This is a genomic window from Pseudomonas sp. S2_A10 (genome assembly GCF_054668465.1).
In genome coordinates this window covers 1,969,331-1,988,296 of sequence record NZ_CP162773.1, presented here as the reverse complement: position 1 = coordinate 1,988,296, position 18,966 = coordinate 1,969,331, and the positions used below count along the sequence as shown (strand labels likewise).

General features: G+C 61.1%; 16 protein-coding genes. 7 read left to right on the top strand and 9 right to left on the bottom strand.

The genetic code is table 11. From position 1 onward, the window contains the following. Positions 1-68: 68 nt before the first annotated feature. Positions 69-851, top strand: coding sequence for an N-acetylmuramoyl-L-alanine amidase (locus AB4N41_RS09160; protein ID WP_150743221.1), 783 nt, complete (start codon positions 69-71; stop codon positions 849-851). Positions 852-926: 75 nt separating this feature from the next. Continuing rightward, the gene (locus AB4N41_RS09155) at positions 927-2,540 is read left to right on the top strand and encodes an EAL domain-containing protein (protein WP_252877185.1); all 1,614 of its coding nucleotides are present in this window, start codon (positions 927-929) and stop codon (positions 2,538-2,540) included. Here the strand turns inward: AB4N41_RS09155 and AB4N41_RS09150 are convergent. Further along, entirely contained in the window at positions 2,537-4,327 is a 1,791-nt protein-coding gene (locus AB4N41_RS09150; RefSeq protein WP_095182300.1) for an ATP-binding protein, read from the bottom strand. The two genes, AB4N41_RS09155 and AB4N41_RS09150, sit on opposite strands and share 4 nt — an antisense overlap. Before the next feature lie 10 nt (positions 4,328-4,337). Beyond that, the gene (gene algB, locus AB4N41_RS09145) at positions 4,338-5,684 is read right to left on the bottom strand and encodes a sigma-54-dependent response regulator transcription factor AlgB (RefSeq protein ID WP_024014980.1); all 1,347 of its coding nucleotides are present in this window, start codon (positions 5,682-5,684) and stop codon (positions 4,338-4,340) included. Between the two features lie 428 nt (positions 5,685-6,112). Here algB and AB4N41_RS09140 point away from each other — a divergent pair, with 428 nt between their 5' ends. The 5 genes from AB4N41_RS09140 (at position 6,113) to AB4N41_RS09120 (ending at position 10,597) form a co-directional block, all read left to right on the top strand. After that, positions 6,113-6,397 (top strand): hypothetical protein, encoded by a 285-nt coding sequence (locus tag AB4N41_RS09140; protein WP_024014979.1) that lies wholly within the window; start codon positions 6,113-6,115, stop codon positions 6,395-6,397. A 74-nt stretch (positions 6,398-6,471) separates the two neighbouring features. Further along, positions 6,472-6,636 carry a DUF1328 domain-containing protein gene (locus AB4N41_RS09135; RefSeq protein WP_003177151.1) on the top strand — a complete coding sequence of 55 codons (165 nt, stop codon included), beginning with the start codon at positions 6,472-6,474 and terminating at the stop codon, positions 6,634-6,636. 2 nt (positions 6,637-6,638) lie between these two features. Beyond that, positions 6,639-7,103, top strand: coding sequence for an inhibitor of vertebrate lysozyme family protein (locus AB4N41_RS09130; RefSeq protein WP_016772356.1), 465 nt, complete (start codon positions 6,639-6,641; stop codon positions 7,101-7,103). 716 nt (positions 7,104-7,819) lie between these two features. After that, a complete protein-coding gene (gene gltP, locus AB4N41_RS09125) occupies positions 7,820-9,151 on the top strand; it encodes a glutamate/aspartate:proton symporter GltP (protein ID WP_252877184.1) in 1,332 nt (443 codons plus the stop codon). A 216-nt stretch (positions 9,152-9,367) separates the two neighbouring features. Beyond that, positions 9,368-10,597: a nucleoside recognition domain-containing protein gene (locus AB4N41_RS09120; RefSeq protein ID WP_041476489.1), complete on the top strand. Its 1,230-nt coding sequence runs from the start codon at positions 9,368-9,370 to the stop codon at positions 10,595-10,597. A 115-nt stretch (positions 10,598-10,712) separates the two neighbouring features. Here the strand turns inward: AB4N41_RS09120 and AB4N41_RS09115 are convergent, their stop codons facing one another. From AB4N41_RS09115 to AB4N41_RS09085, 7 genes are all read right to left on the bottom strand, one after another. Continuing rightward, complete coding sequence (locus AB4N41_RS09115) at positions 10,713-11,339, bottom strand: ABC-type transport auxiliary lipoprotein family protein (protein WP_252877183.1); 627 nt, start codon at positions 11,337-11,339, stop codon at positions 10,713-10,715. Continuing rightward, positions 11,336-12,274, bottom strand: a complete 939-nt coding sequence (locus AB4N41_RS09110; protein WP_150637292.1) for an MlaD family protein — start codon at positions 12,272-12,274, stop codon at positions 11,336-11,338. Before AB4N41_RS09110 ends, AB4N41_RS09115 begins: the two co-directional genes overlap by 4 nt. A gap of 1 nt (position 12,275) precedes the next feature. Continuing rightward, the gene (locus AB4N41_RS09105; protein ID WP_071173945.1) at positions 12,276-13,079 is read right to left on the bottom strand and encodes an ABC transporter ATP-binding protein; all 804 of its coding nucleotides are present in this window, start codon (positions 13,077-13,079) and stop codon (positions 12,276-12,278) included. After that, the gene (locus tag AB4N41_RS09100; RefSeq protein WP_073470796.1) at positions 13,076-14,224 is read right to left on the bottom strand and encodes an ABC transporter permease; all 1,149 of its coding nucleotides are present in this window, start codon (positions 14,222-14,224) and stop codon (positions 13,076-13,078) included. Before AB4N41_RS09100 ends, AB4N41_RS09105 begins: the two co-directional genes overlap by 4 nt. Positions 14,225-14,278: 54 nt before the next feature. Beyond that, entirely contained in the window at positions 14,279-15,307 is a 1,029-nt protein-coding gene (locus AB4N41_RS09095; RefSeq protein WP_236167883.1) for a DUF5924 family protein, read from the bottom strand. Between the two features lie 211 nt (positions 15,308-15,518). Beyond that, complete coding sequence (locus AB4N41_RS09090) at positions 15,519-16,913, bottom strand: M16 family metallopeptidase (RefSeq protein WP_252877182.1); 1,395 nt, start codon at positions 16,911-16,913, stop codon at positions 15,519-15,521. Between the two features lie 176 nt (positions 16,914-17,089). Then, positions 17,090-18,748 (bottom strand): Na/Pi cotransporter family protein, encoded by a 1,659-nt coding sequence (locus AB4N41_RS09085; RefSeq protein WP_110599651.1) that lies wholly within the window; start codon positions 18,746-18,748, stop codon positions 17,090-17,092. Positions 18,749-18,966: the final 218 nt, after the last annotated feature.

Below are 18,966 nucleotides of genomic sequence, written 5' to 3'. Positions count from 1 at the left end.
TGGCGAACGCTGGCCAAACCGGTACGTTACACTGTTGCATTACTGTCTTCTGCGTATTGTCCTCTGCCATGAAATTCTTTGCCCTTGTTGCCTCGCTGTTCGTCCTCGCTGGTTGCGCCAGCGGCCCGCGTTACGACACCAGCCACCCTTCGGCCAATTACGACAGCCGCATCCAGTTTGTCGTGGTGCATTACACCTCGGCGTCGCTGGAGCGTTCGCTGCAATTGCTGACCCATGGCGACGTCAGCAGCCATTACCTGATCGGCGATGACAACAACGCCACAATCTACAAGCTGATGGACGAAAACCAACGGGCCTGGCACGCCGGCGAGAGTCAATGGCAGGGCCGCACCTGGTTGAACTCCAGCTCCATCGGCATCGAAATCGTCAATCCCGGCTACAAGGACACCCCGACCGGGCGCCTGTGGTATCCGTACAGCGAAGCGCAGATCCAGTCGCTTATTACGCTGCTCAAGGACATCAGCAAGCGCAACGGCATCAGCCCGCGGCACATCATCGGTCACAGCGACATCGCGCCGCTGCGCAAGCTTGATCCGGGGCCACTGTTTCCGTGGAAACGTCTCGCCGCCGAAGGCCTTGGCCTGTGGCCGAACGAGCAAGCGGTGGCGCGTCAGCAGGCGGTGTTCAACACCAATCCGCTGCCGGAGATCGGCTGGTTCCAGGCGCAACTCGCGCGTCTGGGTTACGACACACCGCAGACCGGCGAGCTGGACGTCGCCACGCGGCATGTCCTCGCAGCGTTCCAAATGCATTACCGCCCTGCTCGCTTCGACGGGACGCCGGATGCGCAAACCGCAGCACTTCTTCTGGTCCTCAATCAGACAAAATAATGACGCCCGCCCGACGGTCAGGGCGAAATCGCAATCAGCAGCTATAACTCATGGTAATTCTTCGGAAAATCCTTGATGGCTGCGACCCGAGAGACGCTGCGTAGCTGGTTTTATCGCCCTGTTTTTTTGGCGATGATCGCGGCTGTCCTCAGCGCCAGCCTGTTGATCGCCGGCGGTATGTTCGCAGCGATACGCCAGATGGAAATGCGCGAGAGCCAGGAAATGAACGCCCAGGGCGAGCGTTTCCTTGCTCGCCTCGAACAATTGTTCGGCCAGTTGCGCGAAAGTCTCGACGATCTTGAAGCCCAGCCCTTGCGTGGCTGCGACGAAGAAATGATCGCGACCCTGCAGCAAGTCACCTTCAACTACCGCTTCGTCTATGAAGCGGCATATATGGACGCTTCGCGATTCTGCTCCAACCGTCCGCGCCAGGAAGGTCTGTCGTTGGTGCGCGCGCCGGACATTCAGGGCCCGACCTACAGCTATTGGCTGAATACCACCACCGAACCCGATGAAAACCGCGCGGCACTGATGCTCGGGCGCGGTAACTTCCGTGTCGCTACCTCGCGCGGACATTTGACCGACATGGTTGATCTGTCGCCCGGCAGCAGCCTGCTGGTGGTACTCGATCACGGCACTCGCGCGATTCCGGTGCTCGGCACCGCACAGACCTGGCCACCGACCGAACCCTGGCCACCGAAGAGCCGTGATGCGCTGCAAGTCACGCAAACGCGGCTGATCTATCGCATGCCCACCGACAACCCGGAATATCAATTGGTGCTGATCACGCCGCGCACGGGCATGCACGTCCCGGCTGTGTGGTGGTGGCTGTTGCCGGTGTGCCTGATCGCCGGCGCCGTTGTCGGCTTTCTGACCTTGCTGCTGGTGCGTCAGCGCCAGTCACTGGATGCCGAGCTGCACGGTGCGATCCGCCGGGGTGAGTTGCAGGTGCTATATCAGCCGATCTTCGACCTCGACAGCCGCCACTGCGTCGGCGCCGAAGCGCTGCTGCGCTGGCGGCGCCCGGACGGCACCCTGACCAGCCCCGACCTGTTCATTCCCATGGCGGAGAACACCGGGCAGATCCGGCAGATGACCGACTTCGTGTTGCAGCGTCTGCTCGAACAACTGGGCCAGTTACTGCGCGCCAATCCGCAGCTGTATATCTCGGTGAACCTCGCGGCCTGCGACGTCATGGTGCCGCGCATCGGCCAGGTCATGGCGCGGCTGCTTGCCCTGCACCGGGTCGCCGCGCGGCAGATAGCCTTCGAAGTCACCGAGCGCGGCCTGATCGATGTGGTGGTGGCGCGGGAAAACCTGCAAGCCTTGCGCGACGTCGGCCATCAGGTGCTGATCGATGATTTCGGCACCGGCTATTGCAGCCTTGCCTATCTGCAGACCTTGCCGGTGGACTGCCTGAAGATCGACAAGGCGTTCATCGATGCGCTGGGCCATGACGCGGCGAGCAGCGGCGTCGCTCCGCACATCATTCACATGGCGCAGGCGCTGGATCTGAAAGTGATTGCCGAAGGCATCGAGCTGGAATCCCAGGCAGCGCTGCTCAGCAGTGAGGGGGTCAAGTTCGGTCAGGGCTGGCTGTTCGCCCACGCCTTGAGCGCCGTGCAATTCATCGAACTGATCACCCGAGGTCGACGCCTGGCCGGGCGGCGTATGGACGACGAGGCTTAAACCGCCAGCGCCATGTAGAACTGGGTGCCCTGCCCAGGCCGCGAGTAGACGCCCATGCGCCCGCCGTGCAGCTGGACGATTTCCTTGCACAGCGCCAGGCCAAGGCCGGCACCGCCCTTCTTGCGCCCGACCTGCACGAACGGCTCGAAAATCCGCCCCTGCTGGCCGTAGGCAATGCCTTCGCCATTGTCTTCGACGCTGATGATGACCCGCTCGCCATGGCGGCGCGCCTGCAGACGGATCTGGCCGTCGCGGGCGGTATGGCGCAGGGCGTTGTCGATCAAATTGTCGAGGACCCGATCGAGTTGCGCCTGATCAGCCTGCAACCTCGGCAGCGGGCCTTGAATCTCGACGTTCAGCGCAACACCTTTGGCCGCAGCCACGTCGGCAAAGCGCAGTTGCGCCTGCTCCAGCAGGTCCTCAATGGAACATGGCGCCAGGGTGAGTTTCTGTAGACCGTTCTGGTAGCGCGAGAAATTCAGCAAGTCGTTGATCAATTGCATCAGCCGCTGCATTTCTTCGTTGACCGTATCCAGCAGGTCAGCTTCGCGCGATTCAGCCGGGAATTTCGCCCTCTCGCGAAACAGTCCGAAGGCCATGTGCATGCCGGTGACCGGCGTGCGCAGTTCATGGGAAGCGCGCAAGACAAACTCACTGCGCACGCGCTCGAACGCGCGTTGCTCGGTGACGTCGTGCAGCACCATCACCGCACCGAGAATATGCCCTTGGGTATGACTGACCGGCGTCAGGCTGTAAGTCAGCAGGCGCGATTCGCCATCGACTTCGATGCTCAGATCTTCCGGCGCCCGCTCCAGCGTGCCGCCGCGCAGGACCAATTGCAGTTGTGCATCCAGTTCCGGGCGGCCGAGCGCGGTGCCCAAGCCTTGGCCCAGTCGATCGTCTTCCCAGCCCAACTGGCGCTGAGCAACAGGGTTGAGGTGCTCAAGCTGGCCCTGGCGGTCAATCATCAACAAACCGTCGTCGATGCTGTCGAGCACCGCTTGCAAGCGCTGCTGGCCGGCCAACAGTTCGTCGACATTCATCGCCTGGTGTTCGCGCAACGCCTCGGCCATCAGGCCGAAGCGCCGCGACAGCAGATTGACTTCCATGGCCGTGGAAATCGGCAGAGTCACGTCATAGTTACCCTGGCCGATGTTGTCCGCAGCCTTGGCCAGCGCTTCGATCGGTGCGCCGAAGCGCCGAGCAATGCCCTGCGCCGTGACAAAACCGATGATCAGCACTGCCAGCCCGACCAGGCCAAGCAGCCCGGCTATCAGCAGGGCGCGTTCGCGAGCGGCATGCTGCACCTCATTGATACTGTCCAGCGCGTGCTTGTGCTCAGCAATCAACCCATTACGCAGAATATTGAAGCGCTCGCGGAAATCCGCGCTGGTGCTGGCGTTCTTTGCCGCTTCGGCAGTCACGTCGAATGAGGCGAGGAAGCTCAGGTAATCGGCCTTGGCCTGGCGGAAACCGTAAGGCTGGTCATCGCCCTCCTGCTGTTGGGCGATGCCTTGGTCGAGCAACTCGAAGTAGTGCTGCTTGGACGCTTCGAACGCGACGGGGTCGGGTTTTTCGGCGAGCATGATGATCAATTGATCACCGAGGGTCTGGCGCAGCTTGAGCCCCAGATCCAGGGTGACAAAGTTGCTGCGCACCAGCGCTTCCTGCGACCCGGCCATCTGCATCACGCTGACCAGCCCGAGCAAGAGTCCGAGCAAGGCCACCGTGATCAACGCAGAAATGCTCAGGAACAGGCGCGTGCGCAGCTTGATCGCCAGTTTCATCGCGCAGTGCTCACAGGTTGTACTGCTTGCGTTTGCGATACAGGGTCGAGGCGTCGATGCCGAGGGTTTTCGCCGCTTGATCCAGGGTGCCGGCGGTGGCCAGAACCGCGCCGATGTGCGCTTTCTCCAGCTCGTCCAGGCTCAGTGCCGCGCCGACCCGTGGCGCGTTGTTGGCCGGTTGTTCGGCCATGCCCAGGTGGCTGATTTCAACGCGTTCCTGCGGGCAGATGATGCTAGCTCGCTCGACCACGTTGCGCAGTTCGCGAATGTTGCCCGGCCAGCGATAACCGAGCAGCGCTTCGCGCGCCTCATCGCTAAAGCCGCGCGCTGGGCGTGCGTACTCTTTGACGAAGCGTGCGAGGAAGCGATCGGCAAGGGTCAGGATGTCTTCGGCGCGCTCGCGCAATGGCGGCAGATGCAGGGTGATGACGTTGAGGCGATAGAGCAGGTCTTCGCGGAAACGGCCGTCACGGACCATGTCTTCGAGATTGAGGTTGGTGGCGGCGAGGATGCGCACATCGGCGCGGCGAGTGACCGGATCGCCGACCCGCTCGTATTCCTTGTCCTGGATGAAGCGCAGCAATTTTGGTTGCAACGTCAGAGGAAAGTCGCCGATCTCGTCGAGAAAAAGCGTGCCGCCATCAGCCTGATTAACACGCCCCAAGGTGCTTTCACTGGCACCGGTAAACGCGCCACGACTATGGCCGAACAGTTCGCTTTCCATCAACTCGGCAGTCAGCGACGGGCAGTTGATGGTGACGCAGGACTTCTTCTCGCGCTTGCTCCAGCCGTGGATCGCACGGGCCAGTTCACCTTTACCCGTGCCGGACTCGCCAAGGATAAGAATGTTGGCGTCGGTGCTTGCGACCTGCCGTGCGGTTTCCAGCACGACTTTCATCGCCGGGCTATGGGAATCGAGGCCGTCTTTCGGTTTGCGGATCTCGCCTTCCAGCGCTTCAAGGCGCGCAGAGAGCTGGCGTACTTCCAGCTGCTTGGCGGTGGCCAAGCGCAGTTGATCAGGGCTGCATGGCTTGACCAGATAATCGGCGGCGCCAGCCTGGATGGCATCAACCGCAGTGTCGACCGCCGAATGGGCGGTGACGATCACTACGCGCATCCACGGCGCCTGAATGCGCATCTGCGCGAGGACGTCGAGACCGTTGTCCTCGCCAAGACGCAAATCGAGGAAGCACAGGTCGAAGACCTGACGTTGCAGCAAAGCATCGGCTTGGGCCGCGCTATTGGCGGTGGCTACCGTATAGCCTTCGTCTTCGAGGCAATAACGAAACGTACGCAGGATGGCGGATTCATCGTCCACCAGCAGAATGCGGCCTTGTTGCTCAGTGGCAGATTCCATTTTTCCTACGCTCCATAGTGATTAGTCTTGGGTTAGTCCCGGAAAAATCGGGCAAGTTGCATGGTTGATTCTGAACGATACCAGCCATAGGAGGGTAGCTCTCTACTGCCATAACGGCCAATTCATTGATTTCGTTGAGTTTTAAAACATTCGGCGTTTTGCAGGGCAGATCCTGCGTCCTCTTCTGACATCTGCGTACCGGTAGCAATTCCATATCATCGAAATTTCCCACGAAATAATCGTGCATTGCGCACGACCGCAGAAGAGCCATCGTGCAGGATGCGTCGCAGGAAATTTCCGAAGAGTACGTAACTTATTGTTTTTATTGATAATTTCTGACATCAAAAAACTGGCATGCAGGCTGCAATACCTCACTCAGCCCGGGCAGAACAGCACTGCCCCAACAGAACAAGCGTGAGGAACACAGGATGACTCGCCCAATCGCCGCCCAAGTACGTATTTCGCCACTGCAGATCCAGCAAGGTCTGTTCGGTGTACTGGCGTTGCTGATCACCCTGATCGTCTGCCAGCAGTACATGAGCTGGGAAAACAGCCGTAAACCCGAGCCATTGATTTCGATGCAGCACAGCACTCAGACGCACTTCAGTGCCGTGAGCAGCAGCCAGGCTGAAAACGCTTCGATGCACATGATCGATGTCGACCAGGCGCAACCGCTGGATCAATTGCCACGGGAAGAGCGCTGGGTTTTCTAAGTCAGTGAATACATTCGGGCGCGTAGCGCCGGAAACCGGAAACACCCCTAAATAGAGAAGTAAGGAGAATCACCATGTTGAGCTGGGCAATTACATTCTTGATCATTGCCATCATCGCCGCCGTTCTGGGCTTCGGTGGTATCGCGGGCACCGCCACGGGTATCGCCAAGATTCTCTTTGTCGTGTTCCTGGTGATGTTCATCGCTTCCTTCTTCTTTGGCCGTCGCGGCCGAGGTTAACGATGATCGGTCTCAAGACATTGGCCGCCGCCCTGCTTCTGGGCGGCAGTGCCATGGCCATGGCGGCCAATGACGGCCAGACCCGGGTCAACGAACTGCTCGCTTCCGACGCGCAGTACCGTGAAACCTGGGAAGGCGTGATCAAAAAGGAAGAGCGCGTACCTGAATGGGTGATCAACCTGTCCGGCACTTCCGAGCAACAGATGCACGCCGTTACGGAAGATGGTGATCAGTATCTGGTCGGCCCGCTCTGCGAGAGTCAGGACAAGTGCCTGAATCACCGGTTGATCGTGGCCTTCAGCTTCGACAAGGATGACGCCTACGCCATGCTGGTCGATGTGCCGGAAGGTCTGCCGCAGGACAAGTCGCCGACGCGCCACGCGACTTATCGCTTCTTCGGCAAACCTGATCAGGGCATGCAGGATCTGCTGATGGAAACCCTGAAGAAAGATCCGAAGTGGTACTGACGCAGGACGCGCAAAGGTTTCGAACACGAAAGCAGCGCCCCGCTGCTTTCCATTGCGCCGCCCGATGAGGGTCGGTGCATGACCAGGGGGCCGGGACGTTCTGACTGATGCAGGGTCGGAGTGACCTACGGGTACAGGGAGTACCTGCGCAAGGGCCGGGTCAGGGTAAAAGCTGCGCCGCAGGTTCGTCGACCCGATGGTCTGACGAATCTGCGCTGGGCTTTGAATCAGCTAAACCATTGATCCAGCGCGCCAATCCCCTTCTTAGAATCGTCGACACTGTGCGGAAAAACATTTCGCGGTGTTTCCTGACGACCGTATATCGACAAAGATCGCGCTCGATTCGTGTAACTCCTAGTCTTTCGATTTGGAGTTTTTCTGGAAATTTCCGCCAATTCCCGCTGTACAACATTTGACCGCCCTAAGCTGTAATGGCCGGTTCACGGCACTTATGCCGGCTGAAATGTCACAATCGAACCGCTTGGGACGCCAGTTTCAATTGAAAAAGCTCATGCCGATTCGGCATAGGGTAGGCGTTTACGGCATTAGACGGCGCCACCTTGCATCGGAATAGTTGCGCCTTTTTTCGCCTGCCGAAGAGCCGTAAACACGCGCTTCGGGGCACCTTATACGGAGGCAGATGCACAGACTTTTCCGCTGATGAGCGTTCCAGTTCCTGCATGTGCCTGAGTCAAACGCAAGTAAGGGTAAAGATAATGAAGAAGGCAAAAATCAGCCTCGCCTGGCAGATCCTCATCGGTCTGGTTCTGGGGATTGCACTGGGTGCGTTGCTCAATCACTTCAGCGCCGAGAAGGCCTGGTGGATCAGCAACGTCCTGCAACCGGCAGGCGATATCTTTATCCGTCTGATCAAGATGATCGTGATCCCGATCGTCATTTCCTCGCTGATCGTCGGCATCGCTGGCGTGGGCGACGCCAAGAAGCTCGGGCGTATCGGCCTGAAGACGATCATCTATTTCGAGATCGTCACCACCATCGCCATCGTTGTCGGCCTGGTGCTGGCCAACGTGTTCCATCCGGGCACCGGCATCGACATGAGCACTCTGGGCACGGTGGATATCTCCAAGTACCAGGCGACCGCCGCCGAAGTGCAGCATGAACATGCGTTCATCGAAACCATCCTCAACCTGATCCCGTCGAACATCTTCGCGGCCATGGCTCGCGGCGAAATGCTGCCGATCATCTTCTTCTCCGTACTGTTCGGTCTCGGCCTGTCGAGCCTGCAGTCGGACCTGCGCGAGCCGCTGGTAAAGATGTTCCAGGGCGTTTCGGAAAGCATGTTCAAAGTCACCCACATGATCATGAACTACGCTCCGATTGGCGTATTCGCACTGATCGCGGTGACCGTCGCCAACTTCGGCTTCGCTTCGCTGTTGCCGCTGGCAAAACTGGTGATCCTGGTTTACGTCGCCATCGCGTTCTTCGCCTTCGTGATACTGGGCCTGATCGCCAAGCTGTTCGGCTTCTCGGTGCTCAAGCTGATGCGCATCTTCAAGGATGAGCTGGTGCTGGCCTACTCCACCGCTTCCTCGGAAACCGTGCTGCCACGGGTAATCGAGAAGATGGAAGCCTATGGCGCACCGAAAGCCATCTGCAGCTTCGTGGTACCGACCGGTTACTCGTTCAACCTCGACGGCTCGACCCTGTACCAGTCGATCGCGGCGATCTTCATTGCCCAGCTGTATGGCATTGACCTGTCGATCAGCCAGCAACTGCTGCTGGTGCTGACCCTGATGGTCACCTCCAAAGGCATCGCCGGTGTACCGGGCGTGTCTTTCGTGGTGCTGCTGGCCACTCTGGGCAGCGTCGGCATCCCGCTTGAAGGCCTGGCGTTCATCGCTGGTGTCGATCGCATCATGGACATGGCACGTACTGCACTGAACGTGATCGGTAATGCCTTGGCAGTGCTGGTTATCGCGCGCTGGGAAGGCATGTACGACGACGCCAAGGGCGAGCGTTACTGGAATTCCCTGCCGCACTGGCGCAGCAAGGAAAAACTGCCGGCTGGCGAGATTTCCAAGAACTGACACCCCCCTGTAGGAGCTGCCGCAGGCTGCGATCTTTTGATCTTGCTTTTAAAAAACAAAATCAAAAGATCGCAGCCTTCGGCAGCTCCTACAGTAGATTGAGGCCACCCAGTAAATCGGGGGGCGGCAGATCCATACGAACCCTGGAGAAATCCGGGGTTTGTCGTTTCTGGTGACCCCGCTATCATTCGCCGCATTCTTCGGGGGATTTGACTGATGCTTAATGGCCTGTGGCTTGGCTTCTTCATCGTGGCAGCCGTGTCGGCGCTGGCGCAGTGGCTGATCGGCGGCAACGCCGGGATCTTTGCGGCGATGGTGGAAAGCATTTTCGCCATGGCCAAGCTGTCGGTCGAAGTCATGGTGCTGCTGTTCGGCACCCTCACCCTGTGGCTGGGCTTTCTGCGCATCGCCGAAAAGGCCGGGATCGTCGAGTGGCTGGCCAAGGTCCTTGGCCCGCTGTTTCTGCGGCTGATGCCGGAAGTCCCGGCCGGCCACCCTGCCCTTGGCCTGATCACGCTGAACTTCGCCGCCAACGGTCTGGGCCTGGACAACGCCGCCACGCCGATCGGCCTCAAGGCCATGAAAGCGCTGCAGGAGCTGAACCCCAGCGCCACCATCGCCAGCAACGCGCAGATCCTGTTTCTGGTGCTCAACGCCTCGTCGCTGACCCTGCTGCCCGTGACCATCTTCATGTACCGCGCCCAGCAAGGCGCGCCGGATCCGACGCTGGTGTTCCTGCCGATTCTGCTGGCGACCAGTTGCTCGACCATCGTCGGCTTCCTCTCCGTTGCCTTCATGCAACGCCTGCGCATCTGGGACCCGGTGGTGCTCGCCTATCTGGTGCCCGGCGCGCTGATCCTCGGCGGCTTCATGGCCCTGCTTGGTACGCTTTCTGCGACAGCACTGGCGGGATTGTCGTCGATCCTCGGCAATCTCACGCTGTTCGGCTTGATCATGCTGTTCTTGCTGATCGGCGCGCTGCGCAAGGTCAAGGTGTACGAGGCGTTCGTCGAAGGCGCGAAAGAGGGCTTCGATGTGGCGAAGAACCTCTTGCCGTATCTGGTGGCGATGCTCTGTGCGGTTGGCGTGTTGCGCGCCTCTGGTGCGCTGGATTTCGGCCTGGACGGTATTCGTCATCTGGTCGAGTGGGCCGGCTGGGACACGCGCTTCGTCGATGCGCTGCCGACGGCGATGGTCAAACCGTTCTCCGGCAGCGCCGCGCGGGCGATGCTCATCGAGACCATGCAGACTTCCGGCGTCGACAGCTTCCCGGCGCTGGTCGCGGCGACGGTGCAGGGCAGTACCGAAACCACGTTCTATGTGCTGGCGGTGTACTTCGGCGCGGTGGGGATTCAGCGCGCACGGCATGCGGTGGGGTGTGCGTTGCTAGCGGAGTTTGCTGGTGTGGTGGGCGCTATCGGGGTCTGCTACTGGTTCTTTGGTTGATAAAGAACCCTGTGGGAGCTGGCTTGCCAGCGATGAGGGAAGCACATCCGAAATATCTGGTAGCTGACACACCGCCATCGCGGGCAAGCCCGCTCTCACAGGGATTGTGTTGGGCTTAAGGCCTTTGGGGGGCCAGTTTCTGGCCTTGCTCCACGGCCCAGGCCACAACCTTGGCCGTAAGGCGATCACTGGCCTGGCCAAACCCGGCGACCACCGCTGGCACCTGCACATCATTCAACGACTGGCGCTCTTCAAAACGGCGGCTGGCGAGGATGCGCTGGTCGTAACCACGCACCAGCAACGCATCAACCCGCACCACAACGCCGGCCTGGGTGCCCTGATATTCCGTCTGAAACGCCTGCAAACTACCGCCCAGTTCCAGATCCGCCTGGAAGTTGCTGTCGTCGGTGCTCAGCAGCGTCACTCGACCATCCCGCGCGAAGCCATCAAGCAAGCGATTGCGCAGCAACACCGGCGCCGGATCGCTCCAGCGCGAGCCCTTGTAGCTGCTGATCACATCGCCCTGCGGAATCACGGCAATGCTCGGCCGGTTCAGCGCTTCGCTGGCCTGCAATTTATTCAAGCGCAGCGACCACGACTGAACCGTCGCCGGGCTGGCCGAGGCGGGCGCCGGTGCAGCGGGCAGGCGGTAGACATCCGAAGGTTCCGACTGGGGCAAGATCGAGCACGCGCCGATCAGGGTCAGGCCAGCGCCGAGCAGGGCGATTCGAGTCAGTTTCATGGGGTGAATTCCTTGTTCTTGTCGCTGCCCAGCAGGTAGCCGCTGGGGTTGGCCTCAAGGCGCTGGGAAATCGCGCGCAGCGAGGTCAGCGTCTCGCGCAGTTCGCGAATCGCCGGGGCCAGGCCGTTGAGGCCCTGCATGCCGTTATCCAGCGAATTCTGGTTTTTGCTGAGCAAGCCGTTGATGGTCACGCTGCTTTGCTCCAGCGACTTCATCGCCTGTTCGGCACTGCCAAGGGCCTGTTTGCCCTGATCGTTGAGCAGGCCGTTGGCGTTGCGCATCAGCAGTGAGGTCTGCTCGAGCATGCTGCCGGCCTGTTTGCCGACCGTTGCCAGTTGCTGCATGGCTTGCTTGATGTCGCCGCGCTGGTCATTGATGGTGCCGGTGGTCTGTTCCAGATGGGCGAGGGTCTTGCTCACGCGCTCGACGTTTTCCGCGGAGAACATGTTGTTGGCGTTTTGCAGCAGGGCGCTGATGCCGGTCATCAAGTCGCTGCTGTCGTTGAGCAGACGCGAAATAGGCGAGGGCGAGGCGACCAGCGTTGGCAGCTTGCCGTCATGCCCGCGCAATTTCGGGCTCTCTGGCGTACCACCGCTGAGCTGGATGATCGACGTGCCAGTAATGCCGGTCAGTGCCAGCTTGGCCTGGGTGTCTTCCTTGACCGGCGTGTCGCCCGCCAGACGAATCCGCGCCAGCACCCGGCGCGGGTCCTGCGGGTCGAGGCGCAGGCTGACCACGTCTCCGACCTTGATGCCGCTGTACTGCACCGAGCTGCCCTTGGACAGACCGCTGACCGCCTCGTTGAACACCACTTCGTAATCCTTGAACTCGGTGTCGACGCTGGACTTTGCCAGAAACAGGCCGAAGAGCAGGGCGCCGGCCACGACGATCACCGTGAACAGGCCGATCAACACATGATGGGCTCGGGTTTCCATATCAGACCTCGTTGAGCAGTTTGGCGGCGTCCAGCGCCGAGCGGCCGCGCGGGCCGTGGAAGTATTCGTGAATCCACGCGTCGGCGGTTTCCGAGACGACGTCGATAGGGCCGGCAACCAGCACTTTCTTCTGCGCCAGCACCGCCACGCGATCGGTGATGGTGTACAGCGTGTCGAGGTCGTGGGTGACCAGAAACACACTCAGACCCAACGCGTCACGCAGGGTCAGGATCAACTGATCGAACTGCGCCGCGCCAATCGGATCAAGGCCGGCGGTGGGCTCATCGAGAAACAGAATGTCCGGATCCAGCGCCAAAGCCCGCGCCAGCGCCGCGCGCTTGATCATGCCGCCAGACAGCGACGCAGGGTATTTGTCCGCCGCCGACAACGGCAGCCCGGCCAGCGCCAGTTTCACCGCCGCCAGATGCTCGGCGTCGTGACGGCTGAGGCCGGCGTGTTCGATCAGGGGCAGGGCGACGTTCTCGGTCACGGTCAGCGACGAGAACAGCGCGCCCTTCTGGAACAGCACACCAAAGCGCCTTTCGATCAGCGAGCGCTCATGCTCGGGCAGATTCGGCAGGTTCTGGCCGAAGACCTTGACCATGCCCTCGCTGGGCCGATTCAGCCCGACAATGCTGCGCAGCAGCACCGATTTGCCGGTACCGGAGCCGCCAACCACGGCGAGGATCTCGCCCTTGTACACGTCCAGATCAAGGTTCTCGTGCACGCTCTGCGGGCCGAAGCGATTGCACAGGCCACGGACTTCGATCACCGCCTCCGAGGGCGCGCGGGGTAGACGACTCACCAGCCCATCTCCATGAAAAACAGCGCAGCCACCGCATCGAGCACGATCACCACGAAAATCGACTGGACCACGCTGGAGGTGGTGTGCGCGCCAACCGATTCGGCGCTGCCGCTGACCTTGAAACCTTCCAGGCAACCAATTGCCGCGATCAGGAAGGCGAAGATCGGCGCCTTCACCAGCCCGACCAGAAAATGCTGAATGCCGATGTCCGATTGCAGCAGCGAGAGGAACATCGCCGGCGAGATGTCCAGCGACACCGCGCAGACCACACCGCCGCCGACGATCCCCGAGAGCATCGCCAGAAACGTCAGCATCGGCAGCGCCACCAGCAGCGCCAGCACGCGCGGCACCACCAGCAACTCGATCGGGTCGAGGCCGAGGGTGCGGATCGCGTCGATTTCTTCGTTGGCTTTCATCGAGCCGATCTGTGCGGTGAACGCACTGGCGGTGCGCCCGGCCATCAGGATCGCCGTGAGCAGCACGCCGAATTCGCGCAGGAACGAGAAGCCGACCAGGTCCACGGTAAAAATCGTCGCGCCGAAACTGGCCAGTACCGTGGCGCCAAGAAACGCCACCACCGCACCGACCAGAAACGTCAGCAGGGCCACGATCGGTGCGGCGTCGAGGCCGGTCTGCTCAATGTGCGCGATCATCGGCGTGATGCGCCAGCGCTTGGGCCGCAACAGACCACGGGCGATGACTTCGAGGATCAGGCCGACGAAACCGAGCAGTTGCAGCGTGTCGGTCCAGACCTTGTCCACCGCGCGGCCAATGCGCGTCAGCAGTTGCACGCTGACGCTGATTTCCGGCTCCTTGATCGGCACGCAGAAATCACTCAGCGAGCAGTACACGGTTTGCAGCAAGGCGCGGTCGGCAGTTGAAAGGGTGCAATCGGGGTGTTCGGCGGTTTTGCCCAAGCGCTCGGAACCGAGCAGCTCGACCAGCAACGAGGCGCCGGCGGTGTCCAGGGCTCCGAGGCCGTTCAGATCGATGGAAGTGTTGGCGTCGTACTGGCCGCGGAGCTTTTCGCTCAGATGCTTGAGCGCGGTGTAGTGGGCGAGCGTCCAGTCGCCGCTGACCCGCAGACGGGCAGGGCTGAGCGCGGTGTCCAGGTGGGCACTGCCGGGGGTTGGGCTGCTGGTCATAAGCTCCGTGCTTGTACGGCCGTTACGAGATCCTACGTAATAGCACGAACCGGATTACTTTTCTTTGGCCGGTGTGCTGTCGGTAATTGCGAAACGCAGCACGCCGATCAACTGGCCATCCTCGGTCAGCACCCGCACCTGCCACTTGCCCGCCGGGTTGCCGGGGAAATTCTGTTTGTGCGTCCACGCCCGGTAGCCTTCCTTGCGCCCGCCATGGATGTCGAGGGCGATGCGGTCGACCTCTTTGCCGTTGAAGGTCCACACGTGATAAATCCGCTCGTCGAGACCGCGCGGCGCGTTGATCGCAGTGTAGGCGTAGAGCCCGCCGCTGCGGATCTGCTCGGCACTGACGGTGTCGAGGCTGGCGCCGGGGGTGCGATCCTGCAATTGCGTGCTGATCGCTACGTCGGTCATCCACAGCGTTGCCGGCGGCACCCACGAACGCAGCGCCCAACCGACGCCGCCGATGCCGAAGGTAATGAACAGAATCGCCAGGGCATTGCGCACTGTGCGGATCGGGAAGATTGACGCCAGGCTCGGGAACGACAGCAGCACGGCAATTCCCAGCGCCCATTTGAAACTCTGCGCGGTGGTCAGGTGCATGATCACCGGCAACGCAGTGAGCAGTGCGGCGAACAGGGTCAGGGTGTGCAGCGCGAGAAACGCCCAGCGCCGTGGCGCCAGCCATTTGTAGTACAGCGGATCGACGATAGAGATCAGTGCAGCAACGCTGAGCAGCCCCGTGAAGACCAACTGGCCGCTGTTCCACGTGGTGGTGATGAAGAAGAATGGCAGAACGAAAAACAGGCTTTCCTGATGGATCATCTGCGTCGCGTAGCGCAGCAGCGGCTGGGGAATCTCGCGTTTAAAGATTCTCGTGAACAGGCCGGTCAGGGTGTTTTCCAGCATCAGCCAGATCCAGCTGAGCAGCATGATCACCGTGATCCAGCTGGCCAGCCCCTGTTGGCGATCGACGAGGATGAAACTGCCGACCCCGGAAATGAAACCACCCGCCGCAATCACCCCGGGGTAGCGCTTCATCAGCTCCAGAAGGCGCTGGATAAGGAGGGTCAGTTTTGGCATTTTGGCGGTTCACGACGATATGGGGAAAATCCCGGAAAGGTTAACGCCGCATGACCCCTGTGGCGAGGGGATTTATCCCCGATCGGCGGCGCAGCCGTCGTAGATCCTGCGAGCGAATTCTGTCTGGATATACCGAGCTGCCCTTATCGGGGCTGCTGCGCAGCCCATCGGGGATAAATCCCCTCGCCACAAGTGCTCACTCACCACAGGATTAATGGCTTCCAGCAATTTTTTGGCGACGATACACACGCCAGCCGATCAACATCAGCAGCACCAGCCCCACCCCACCTGCAGCCAGCCACAACACTTGATCATCACTGATCAACGGCTTCTCGATCCGGATATACCCCGGCTGCAGCAACAGCTCGCGCATCGCCTTGTTCGCCGCTTCCAGCGTCACCCCCTGCAACTCCCGCGCGGGATTGGCAAAGCGACCATCCTGATAGTCGGCCAGCGCGCTCCAGTAATAGTCCGCCAGTGCGCTGTTGCCCTGCACGGCCCAGGCCTGGTGGGCGATGGCGGCTTGTTTGATGCGGGCGAAGGTGCTCGGGTCGAGGCCGTTTTGCAGCAGGTCGGCCTTGAGGTCTTCAAGCACCTGGATGGCTTCGTCGACGTCATCGCGATCCAGGTCAGCGTTGAGGCTCATGAAGCCGACACCGCCGAACACTTCGCGCTCGGCCCACGGCCCGTACGACAAGCCATGGTTGAGGCGAATCTGCCGGTACAGCGCCCAGTCGAGGTAATCCTTGAGAATGTCGAACGTCTGATCGTACTGATCGTCGAGCACCGGTTCCGGCACCAGCCAGTGCAGCTTGGCGCTGTCGCCGATAAAGCCACGGGTGAGGGTGCGTTCATGGGCGGCGCTGGTGCGGATGTCCGGCAGCGCCCGATGCTCGCTCGGCTCGACCGGCTCCAGCTCACCCCAGGTACGCTCCAGATAGGCCGGCAGCAGTTTGTCGAGTTCGCCGACGACGATCAGGGTCATGTTGTTCGGCGCATACCAGGCCTTGCGCACCTTCTCCAATTGCTCCTGGGTCAGATGGCCGACCTCGGCGCGCTGCGGGCATTTCAGTCCCAGCTCGACAGCCAGTTGATTGCTCGCGGTATGACCGAGGTCCTGACGGTCGAGGAAACGTTGCAGCTTGGTGTAATGCCCGCCGTCCTCACGCTCGACCACTCGTTTCGCCGCGTTGATTGCGTTGTCGTCGATGCGTGTCTGGGTCAGCAGCGCGAGCAGCAGGTCGAGCACCTTGCGCTGATTTTTCGCCGGGGCTTCGATGACGAACGTGGTGTCGGCATTGCTGGTGAACGCATTCCAGTCCCCGCCCAGCGCCTGCATGCGTTCTTCCAGGCCGCCTTCGCCAGTGGCGTCGATACCGCTGAACAGCAGGTGTTCGAGCAAATGCGGCAGCTCTTTCTCGTCGCAGTCGAAGTCATCCAGGCCGACGCCGACCACCAGCCGGATCGCCACATGCCCACGCTCGGTGCCGGGTTTGAGCATAAGTTGCAAACCGTTGGGCAGCGCATAGCCTTCGACCTGAAACCGATCCAGGGCAAAAGCGGGCAGGGAACCGAGCAACAGACAGGCGAACAACAGGCAACGCATAACAGGCTTCCATACGGCTGATTTGGAGATCCGTGTCGTCAGTCAGGTCCCCATCGCTGGCAAGCCAGCTCCCACAAGGATCTGCGGCACTTACAAAACCCTGTGGGAGCTGGCTTGCCAGCGATGACGGTCTCAAGGCTGAACCACTGTAACTGACTGACCCCAGCCTCAGACGTTCAAGGCGAATGCGTAATGTCGGCCATGTCATCCACGGCCAGCGCGCCGGTGTCCGCCGTTTCCAGCACCACATAGGCGCTGCTGCAGAACAGCGAATTGAGCCGTTTCATGTCGGCGATCAACTCCAGATGCAGCGAGCTGGTCTCCAGGCTCTGAACGATCTTGCGTTGCAAACGGCTGACATGCGCATGGGCCAGACGCCGTTCCTGCGCACGAAAGCGGCGTTTCTCCCGTAACAACTGCCGCGCGCTTTCGCGGTCGCCGCTGAGAAACACCGACAGGCCCAGGCGCAGGTTGGCGATCAGTTGCTGTTGCAGCCCGGCAAGATCTTCCAGGCCTTCTTCGGAAAACGAACGACGCTGCGAAGTCTTCTGCTGCTGGATCTTGCGCAGCATGCGCTCGATCAGGTCTGCGGCGAGTTTCAGGTTGATCGCCAGTTCGATGATCTCGGCCCAGCGCCGACTGTCGTGCTCGCCGAGATCCTCGCGGGGCATCTGCGCCAGATACAGCTTGATCGCGCTGTACAGCGCCTCGACGTCATCGGTCAGTCGGCGCATCTCCTGCGTGACGGCGGTCTGCTTGCCGCGCAGCACATCGAGGGAGGCGTCGAGCATGTTGTCGAGCAGATCGCCCATGCGCAGAGTTTCCCGCGCGGCATTGGCCAGCGCCAGGCTCGGCGTGACCAGCGCGGTCGGGTCGAGATGGCGTGGTTTGGCGGCGCCGTTGACCTCCGGCCGCTCTGGCAGCAGCCACGCACAAAGCCGCGCCATCGGCCCGACGCTCGGCAGCAGGATCAGGCAGCGCGCGGTGTTGTAGAGCAGGTGGAAGCCGATGACCATTTCCTGCGGGCTGAAATCGAGGCTGTCGATCCAGTGCACCAGCGGGTCGAGTACCGGGATGATCAGCAGCAGGCCGATCAGTTTGTACAGCAGACTGCCCAGCGCAACCTGGCGGCCGGCGGCGTTCTGCATGCTGGTGCTCATGAAGGCGAGGATGCCGCTGCCGATGTTGGCGCCGATCACCAGACCGATCGCCACCGGCAAACTGATCACCGCAGCCCCGGCCAGCGTGGCGGTGAGCAGCACGGCGGCGAGGCTGGAGTAGGAAATCATCGCGAACAGGGCGCCAACCAGGGCGTCGAGGAGGATGTCGCCGGTCAGCGAGGCGAAAATCACCTTCACCCCTTGCGCGTGCGTAATCGGCGCGGCGGCCTCGACGATCAATTGCAGGGCGAGAATGATCAGCCCCAGCCCGATCGACACCCGGCCCATCTGCCCGAGCCGCGTCTGTTTGCGCGACAGAAAGAAAATCACCCCGAGGAAAATCAGCAGCGGCGACAGCCACGACAGATCGAGGGTCAGCACCCGCGCCATCAACGCGGTACCGACATCGGCGCCCAGCATGGTCGCCAGCGCCGGGGTCAGCGCCATCAGGCCCTGGCCGACAAACGAAGTGACCAGCATCGCCGTGGCGTTGCTGCTCTGCACCATGGCGGTGACGAGAATACCGGCGATGAACGCCAGCCATTTCTTCGACATGTTCTGGCCGATGACATGTCGCAGATTGGTGCCATAAACCCGCAGGATGCCGGTTCGGACGATGTGCGTGCCCCAGATCAACAGGGCGACGGCGGACAACAGATTGAGCAGGGTGAGCATGCAGACCCCCTGTAGTAGCAGCGCCCCAGAGGGGCAAGTGGACGGCACCGCGCGGTTTCTACGTTCTTGATACTTAAGCTGTAGTTGGCTAACGGCCTCGGCGCCAGCATTGCACAGCTAAAGCGTGGATTGAAACAAAAGCGTCATGAAAAGCGCTTCATACACTCCCATTTAAATCAACGCCGCCCCTGTGGGAGCTGGCTTGCCAGCGATGGCGT